Here is a 7,607-nt window from a genome sequence, read left to right on the forward strand (position 1 = left end):
GCTCCCTGTGCAGCCGGTTAGATCTTGTGCTGATCCGTATAGGGCAGCAGTGCCAGAAAGCGCGCACGCTTGATGGCCGTGTTGAGCTGACGCTGGTAAATGGCGCGTGTGCCGGTCAGGCGGGCAGGAATGATCTTGCCATTCTCGCCGATGAAATCGCGCAAGGTGTCAATGTCCTTGTAGTCGATCTCTTCGACACCGGCAACGGTGAAGCGGCAGAAACGCTTGCGGCGAAACAGCAGGTTCTGGTTGTTGCGCTTGGGGCGACGGTCTTTGTTGTTGAAACGACGTGGTCCGGCCATGACTGGCTCCTCGAAAAATCAGATGGGAAATGAGAAGGGGAAGGCGGCAATCAGTTGGCGCTGGCGCGTTCGCCACGCTCACCGCGGCCCTCGCGCTGCGGCTGCTCGGCAGCCTGCGCCTTGCGCGCTTCCTCACGCTCAACAGATTTGGCCATCGCCGAAGGACCGGTCTCGGCCTTCTTGCGCAGCACCGTCAGCTGACGCAGCACGGCGTCGTTGAAGCGGAACGCATGGCTGAGCTCGTCCATCACCGCTTGCCCGGCCTCGATGTTCAGGCACACGTAGTGGGCCTTGACCAGCTTGTTGATGGGGTAGGCCAGCTGGCGGCGACCCCAGTCTTCTTCGCGGTGGATCTTGCCACCACCCTCGACGATCATGCTCTTGTAGCGCTCCAGCATCGCTGGCACTTGCTCGCTCTGATCCGGATGGATGAGCAAAATGATTTCGTAATGACGCATCGCTTAACTCCCTTATGGAAATACCCTTAGCCCAAGCGCAACCCATGCGCCAGGCAACGAATTGCCACGCCGCGAGCGTCACACCAGCAGCTGTAGCAAGGAAACCCGGCATTCTAGCAGCCGCCTGCGCCTGCGTCAAAGATCGGCACCGCCAGCGTGGCACCAACGGCTACACCAGCTGCGCGGCACACGCCATGTCCGATGAGCAAAGCACTCAGGTAAACCCTTAACCCCTGACAGAAGCAAGGACAATGGCTGGATCGCATGCCGCCAGCACGGCTTGGCGCATGAAGTCTCGGCCCCGATGGCCTTATCTGCGAGTGATTCATGAACACTACTCTTTCCGCCTCCCCCAGCTCAACCAAGCGAGGGGTGGCGGTCCCTTGGGGGTTGCTGGCCGCGATCGCCGCCCTGCTGGCGGTGCTGATGCTGCCCACGCCCGAAGGACTGTCCACCTCAGGGCACCGCATGCTGGCGATCCTGGTCTTTGCCGTCGTGGTCTGGGTGACCGAGACCGTCAGTTACGAAGTCAGCTGCATTGCCATCATGACGCTGATTGCGCTGATGGTCGGCTTCGCCCCGGTCGTCACGCTGGACGCATCACGCGGCTTCGTGAGCGAGAACCCGGATGTGCTGCTGGGCACCAGCAAGGCCATGGGCATGGCACTGGCGGGTTTTTCCAATACAGCGTGGTCGCTGGTGGCCGGCGCCACGTTCCTAGCCGCAGCAATGAGCTACATTGGCCTGGACAGGCGCATTGCGCTGGTGATCCTCAACATTGTTGGCACCAGCACCAAGCGCATTCTGATCGGCATTGTGCTGGTGACCATCGTGCTGAGCCTGTTCGTGCCCAGCGCCACCGCGCGCGTGGCCTGCATCGTGCCCATTATGTCTGGCGTGGTGGCCGCCTACGGGGTCGAGAAGCGCTCGCGCATTGCGGTGGGCATCTTCATCATGGTCGCGCAGGCCACCAGCATCTGGAATGTCGGCATCCAGACCGCCGCCGCGCAGAACCTGCTGACAACCGGCTTCATGCAAAGTCACATCGGCCATCAGGTGTCGTGGTTCGACTGGTTGATCGCTGGCGGACCCTGGTCCGTGCTGATGTCGATCGTGCTGTTCCATCTGGTGCTCAAGCTGCTGCCGCCCGAGGCCGACGAGGTCCCCGGCGGCAAGGAGGCCATTGCTGCCGAACTGCGGGCCCTAGGGCCCACGCCGGCCAATCAGTGGCGCCTGCTGATCATCACCTGCGTACTGCTGTTTTTCTGGGCCACCGGTGGCGGCCTGCTGCACAGCATCGATACGACGACCGTCACCGCTGTGGGATTGACCGTGCTGCTGCTGCCCATCATCGGCGTGATCAACTGGAAGGAAGTGCAAAAGCGTGCCCCCTGGGGCACGATTCTGGTGTTCGGCGTCGGCATCAGCCTGGGCAGCGCCCTGCTCAACACCGGCGCCGGCAAGTGGCTGGGCGACTGGGTCGTGCAGAGCGCCGGGCTGGAGACCATGTCGCCATTCATGATCTTCGCGGTTATGACCGCGTTCCTGATCGTGATCCATCTGGGCTTTGCCAGCGCGACCGCAATGGCCTCGCTGTTCATGCCGATCATGATCGTGATGTTTCATGTCATCGGTGAGAGCAATGCCGCACTGACGCCGCAGGTGCAACTGGGCCTGTCGATGCTGCTGGGCTTTGCCATCAGCTATGGCTTTATCCTGCCCATCAATGCGCCGCAGAACATGGTCTGCCTGGGCACCGAGACCTTCAACTCACGCGAATTCGCCAAGGTTGGCGTTCCGCTGACCGTCATCGGCTATCTACTGATGCTGGTGATGGCGCTGACCTACTGGCCTTTGCTGGGCTGGATTTGAACGTCTGGGCGCGCGCATGCGCCCGGCCAGCAGAATGTGGCCATGGGAGCACATGATTGCACGCACGCAGCCGGCCGATCATCCTCTGCAGCCAGACTGCTGCCGCCTCCTCGCGGGCGGGAGCGGACCAGACGCAGGCAGCGCCATGCAACCGACCGCACAGCGCTTGAAGTTCCGGCAAGCGCCCCCATATCCCGGATAGTCGCCTTTGCCGCTGCAGTCGGCAATGTCCCTTTTCTCCGTACATGCCTTTGACGCGATAGCCCATGTCCCATTCCGACACACCAGAAAACCAAGAGAACACTGAGAAGACTTCTACGCAGCAGCCCGAGGCTGCTGTGCACAGCAATGGCAGCCAGGACGGCGATGTCAACGAGGAACTCGCTGGCCTTTACGCCGACATCGAGGAACTCAAAGCCAAGGCCGCCGAAGTCGAGTCCCTGCAGGCCAAGAATGCCGAGCTGTCCGAGCAGTTCCTGCGCGCCAAGGCCGATGCCGAGAATGCCCGCCGCCGCGCCGAGGAAGATGTGGCCAAGGCGCGCAAGTTCGGCATTGAAAGCTTTGCCCAGGACCTGCTGGCAGTCGCCGACAGTCTGGATGCTGCGCTGGCGATCGAGTCGGCCACGGCGGAGCAGCTGCTCGAAGGCACCAAGGCCACGCAAAACCAGCTGCTGTCCGTGTTCGAGCGCCACAAGCTCAGCCCGATCAACCCGGAAGTCGGCAGCAAGTTCGACCCCAATCACCATCAGGCGATCAGCGCCGTGCCTTCGCAGCAAGAGCCCGGCACCATCGTGGCCGTACTGCAAAAGGGCTACGTCATCGCCGACCGCGTGCTGCGCCCGGCGCTGGTGACGGTCGCCGCGGAGTGACCGGCACACCCCGGCCCGGGCGGTGGCAGTGGCTTTTTATCCGCCACAAGCCTTGAAAGCCCGGGCATTGCCCCCTATGTGACAGACATCGGTTGCTGCAGCGCGCAATTCTCGTGCCCATCAACCCCCCTCTTTTCAGAAAAAATCTCACGCTTTCAGGAGAAATCAACAATGGCAAAAATCATCGGTATCGACCTGGGTACGACCAATAGCTGTGTGGCCGTCATGGAGGGCAACTCCACCCGGGTGATCGAAAACAGTGAGGGCGCACGCACTACGCCCTCGATCGTCGCCTACCAGCAGGATGGGGAAATTCTCGTGGGCGCCTCGGCCAAGCGCCAGGCCGTCACCAACGCCGCCAACACCATTTACGCCGTCAAGCGGCTGATCGGCCGCCGCTTCGAGGATGCGGAAGTGCAAAAGGACATCGACAAGATGCCCTACAAGATCGTCAAGGCCGACAACGGCGATGCCTGGGTGGAAGTGCGTGGCCAGAAGCTCGCGCCGCAGCAGGTCAGCGCCGAAATCCTGCGCAAGATGAAAAAGACCGCCGAGGACTTCCTGGGCGAGCCCGTGACCGAGGCCGTGATCACCGTGCCGGCCTACTTCAACGACGCGCAGCGCCAGGCCACCAAGGATGCCGGCCGCATTGCCGGACTGGAAGTCAAGCGCATCATCAACGAGCCCACCGCGGCCGCGCTGGCCTTTGGCCTGGACAAGGCCGGCAAGGGCGACCGCAAGATCGCCGTGTATGACCTGGGTGGTGGCACGTTCGACATCTCCATCATCGAAATCGCCGATGTCGATGGCGAAAAGCAGTTCGAAGTGCTCTCGACCAACGGCGACACCTTCCTGGGCGGGGAAGACTTCGACCAGCGCATCATCAACTACATCATCGACGAGTTCAAGAAGGAACAGGGCGTTGACCTTTCCAAGGATGTGCTGGCGCTGCAACGCCTGAAGGAAGCGGCAGAAAAGGCGAAGATCGAGCTGTCCAACAGCACGCAGACCGACATCAATCTGCCCTACATCACCGCTGATGCATCGGGCCCGAAGCACCTGAACATCAAGCTCACGCGCGCCAAACTCGAATCGCTGGTCGAGGACCTGATCGAGCGCTCCATCGAGCCTTGCCGCATGGCCATCAAGGATGCTGGCATCAAGGTCTCCGACATCGACGACGTGATCCTCGTTGGCGGTCAGACCCGCATGCCCAAGGTGCAGGAAGCCGTCAAGGAGTTCTTCGGCAAGGAGCCGCGCCGCGACGTCAACCCTGACGAGGCCGTGGCTGTCGGTGCCGCCATCCAGGGCCAGGTGCTCTCGGGCGACCGCTCGGACGTGCTGCTGCTGGACGTCACGCCACTGTCGCTGGGCATCGAAACGCTTGGTGGCGTGATGACCAAGATGATCAACAAGAACACCACCATCCCGACGCGCCATGCGCAGACCTTCTCCACCGCCGAGGACAACCAGCCGGCCGTGACCATCAAGGTCTACCAGGGCGAGCGCGAGATGGCCAGCGGCAACAAGCTGCTGGGCGAGTTCAATCTCGAAGGCATTGCCCCGGCGCCGCGCGGCACACCGCAGATCGAAGTCAGCTTCGACATCGACGCCAACGGCATCCTGCACGTCTCGGCCAAGGACAAGGGCACCGGCAAGGAAAACAAGATCACCATCAAGGCGAACTCCGGCCTCTCCGAGGACGAGATCCAGCAGATGATCAAGGACGCCGAGCTCAACGCCGCCGAGGACAAGAAGAAGCTCGAACTCGTGCAGGCCAAGAACGAGGGCGAAGCCACGCTGCACAACATCCGCAAGTCGCTGGGTGAACACGGCGACAAGCTTGATGCGGCCGACAAGGAGGCCATCGAGAAAGCCGCCAGCGCGCTGGAAGAAGCCCTCAAGGGCGATGACAAGGACGCCATCACCAGCAAGGCCGCAGAGCTGCTGACCGCCAGCCAGAAGCTGGGCGAGAAGGTCTACGAGCAGGCCCAGGCCGCAGCCGGTGCCACTGAAGGTGCCGCCGCAGCCGACAAGGCCCAGAGTGCGCCGCAGCAAGATGACGTCGTCGACGCCGAGGTCAAGGAAGTCAAGAAGGATTGATGGTGCCTGCCGCTGCCACCGGTGCCTTGCCGCAAGGCTCCGATTGCGCAGCGGCACTGCCGCCGCAGACTGCTTCAGCTACCGTTGACATCCCGTCACACACCAGCCGCCGCACCGGGCTCACCCTGTGCGGCGTTGCTGCTTGAAAGAAACACTGTCTTGGATACGCATCACGATGGCTAAGAGAGACTATTACGAAGTCCTGGGTGTGCCCAAAAACGCCAGCGACGACGAAATCAAGAAGGCCTATCGCCGGATTTCTTCCAAATACCACCCCGACCGCCATCAGGGCGATGAAGCCAAGGCCAAGGCCGAAGCCATGTTCAAGGAGGGCAAGGAGGCCTACGAGGTCCTGTCCGACCCGCAAAAGCGCGCTGCCTATGACCAGTATGGCCACGCCGGGGTGGATCCGAACATGCGCGGCGGCTTCGGGGGCGGGCAGGAAGGCTTTGGCGGCTTTGCCGAGGCCTTTGGCGACATCTTCGGCGACATCTTCAACCAGCGCCGCGGCGGCGGTCGGCAGATGTACAAGGGCAACGACCTGTCCTATGCGATGGAGATCACGCTGGAAGAAGCCGCGCGCGGCAAGGATGCGCAGATCAAGATCCCATCCTGGGAAGACTGCGGCGTCTGCCACGGCAAGGGCGCCAAGCCCGGCTCGGACGTGCGCACCTGCTCGACCTGCCATGGCAATGGCGTGGTGCAGATGCGCCAGGGCTTCTTCAGCGTGCAGCAGACCTGCCCGACCTGCCACGGCAGCGGCCGCATCATCGCCGAGCCGTGCACCGCCTGCTATGGACAGGGCAAGATCAAGACACAAAAGACGCTGGAAATCAAGATTCCCGCCGGCATCGACGACGGCATGCGCATCCGCTCCTCGGGCAACGGCGAGCCGGGCACGAACGGCGGGCCACCTGGCGACCTTTACATCGAGATCCGCATCAAGCCGCACGACATCTTCGAGCGCGATGGCGATGACCTGCACTGCACCGTGCCGATCAGCATGACGCAGGCGGCGCTGGGCGGCGAGGTCGAGGTGCCGACGCTGGAAGGCAAGGCCGTCATCGACATCCCCGAGGGCACGCAACCGGGCAAGCAGTTCCGCCTGCGTGGCAAGGGCATCAAGGGGCTGCGCTCCAGCGTCGCGGGCGACCTGTACTGCCACATCCAGGTGGAAATCCCGGTCAAGCTCACCGAGTTCCAGCGCAAGCTGCTCAAGGAACTGGATGATTCTCTGAAGAAAGGCGGGGGCAAGCATTCGCCCAACGGCCAATCGTTTGCCGACAAGTTCAAGCGCTTCTTCAGTTGAACGCTGGCAGCAGGCGCCACCGCCGCCCTGCCCGCCCCGTCCTGGCGCCGCTGCGCCGCCCGCAGGCAAGATCGACAACGCAGCGGCGGCGCGGCAAATTCGCTCAGCGTGGCTGCCAGTGCACGCGCACCACGCTTTCCTTGGCGTCCGCGGCATCCTCGCCGTTCTTCACGGTGGCAAACAGTATGCCGTTGGCCGTATCCATCGCCAGGGCGCTGTTGCGCAATTGCCCCACTGAGCGCAGCTACCCCTTTCCCCAGTCTGCTCAGGACACACGTATCGTGTGTGGCGTGCCCAAGCGCGTGAACTGGTTCAGGATCGCCGCGCGCACCTGAAGCTGCGTCACCTGGCGGTCGAAATCTCGGGCCATGACCCGCTCGCCCAGCAACTTGAAGCAACCCATCTTGGTTTCCACCAGGCTGCGCCGGTGGTAACCACTCCATTTCTTCCAGATCGTCCGGCCCAGGTGCCGGGTTGATCGCAAGGTTTCGTTGCGAGCCTCGACGCCCGCGCTGCTGCCTTTCCAGGTCTGCGCATTCTTGCGGGTCGGGATCACGGCGGCGGCTCCGCGTGCCGCAATCGCGGCATGACAGGCCTTGGTGTCATAGGCACCATCGCCGCTCACCGTCGCCACGGCTTCAGTCGCCGGGATCTGCGTCAGCAGCTCAGGCAGCATCGGCGCGTCGCCGATGCG

The 7,607-nt window shown here is 62.8% G+C and carries 8 protein-coding genes; 4 read left to right on the forward strand and 4 right to left on the reverse strand.

Annotated features, from left to right (window positions below; translation table 11 throughout):
• Nucleotides 1–17 precede the first annotated feature (17 nt).
• Both rpsR and rpsF read right to left on the reverse strand, forming a co-directional pair.
• Entirely contained in the window at nucleotides 18–302 is a 285-nt protein-coding gene (rpsR, locus tag AAV94_RS05325; protein ID WP_046741273.1) for a 30S ribosomal protein S18, read from the reverse strand.
• A 50-nt stretch (nucleotides 303–352) separates the two neighbouring features.
• Nucleotides 353–760 carry a 30S ribosomal protein S6 gene (gene rpsF, locus AAV94_RS05330; protein ID WP_046741274.1) on the reverse strand — a complete coding sequence of 136 codons (408 nt, stop codon included), beginning with the start codon at nucleotides 758–760 and terminating at the stop codon, nucleotides 353–355.
• Nucleotides 761–1,087: 327 nt separating this feature from the next.
• Between rpsF and AAV94_RS05335 the strand changes: the two genes are divergently transcribed.
• The 4 genes from AAV94_RS05335 to dnaJ all read left to right on the forward strand — a co-directional run bounded on the left by AAV94_RS05335 (nucleotide 1,088) and on the right by dnaJ (nucleotide 6,913).
• Entirely contained in the window at nucleotides 1,088–2,632 is a 1,545-nt protein-coding gene (locus AAV94_RS05335; RefSeq protein ID WP_046741275.1) for a DASS family sodium-coupled anion symporter, read from the forward strand.
• Between the two features lie 266 nt (nucleotides 2,633–2,898).
• The gene (gene grpE, locus AAV94_RS05340) at nucleotides 2,899–3,501 is read left to right on the forward strand and encodes a nucleotide exchange factor GrpE (protein ID WP_046741276.1); all 603 of its coding nucleotides are present in this window, start codon (nucleotides 2,899–2,901) and stop codon (nucleotides 3,499–3,501) included.
• A 171-nt stretch (nucleotides 3,502–3,672) separates the two neighbouring features.
• A complete protein-coding gene (gene dnaK / locus AAV94_RS05345) occupies nucleotides 3,673–5,604 on the forward strand; it encodes a molecular chaperone DnaK (RefSeq protein ID WP_046741277.1) in 1,932 nt (643 codons plus the stop codon).
• 175 nt (nucleotides 5,605–5,779) lie between these two features.
• Nucleotides 5,780–6,913, forward strand: a complete 1,134-nt coding sequence (gene dnaJ / locus AAV94_RS05350; protein WP_046741278.1) for a molecular chaperone DnaJ — start codon at nucleotides 5,780–5,782, stop codon at nucleotides 6,911–6,913.
• Between the two features lie 103 nt (nucleotides 6,914–7,016).
• On the opposite strand, the gene AAV94_RS15285 is transcribed toward dnaJ, so the two are convergent.
• Together AAV94_RS15285 and AAV94_RS05355 are read right to left on the reverse strand one after the other, a co-directional pair.
• A complete protein-coding gene (locus AAV94_RS15285) occupies nucleotides 7,017–7,139 on the reverse strand; it encodes a hypothetical protein (RefSeq protein WP_269430759.1) in 123 nt (40 codons plus the stop codon).
• Nucleotides 7,140–7,178: 39 nt separating this feature from the next.
• On the reverse strand, nucleotides 7,179–7,607 hold a 429-nt coding region (locus AAV94_RS05355; RefSeq protein ID WP_046740683.1), incomplete at its 5' end, for an IS5 family transposase.

The organism is Lampropedia cohaerens, from assembly GCF_001005215.1.
GTDB lineage: Bacteria > Pseudomonadota > Gammaproteobacteria > Burkholderiales > Burkholderiaceae_C > Lampropedia > Lampropedia cohaerens.

Coding starts and splice junctions, on each gene's coding strand:
- dnaK (WP_046741277.1), top strand. CDS start 3,673: ATGGCAAAAATCATCGGTATCGACCTGGGTACGACCAATAGCTGTGTG.
- rpsR (WP_046741273.1), bottom strand. CDS start 302: ATGGCCGGACCACGTCGTTTCAACAACAAAGACCGTCGCCCCAAGCGC.
- grpE (WP_046741276.1), top strand. CDS start 2,899: ATGTCCCATTCCGACACACCAGAAAACCAAGAGAACACTGAGAAGACT.
- AAV94_RS05335 (WP_046741275.1), top strand. CDS start 1,088: ATGAACACTACTCTTTCCGCCTCCCCCAGCTCAACCAAGCGAGGGGTG.
- rpsF (WP_046741274.1), bottom strand. CDS start 760: ATGCGTCATTACGAAATCATTTTGCTCATCCATCCGGATCAGAGCGAG.
- dnaJ (WP_046741278.1), top strand. CDS start 5,780: ATGGCTAAGAGAGACTATTACGAAGTCCTGGGTGTGCCCAAAAACGCC.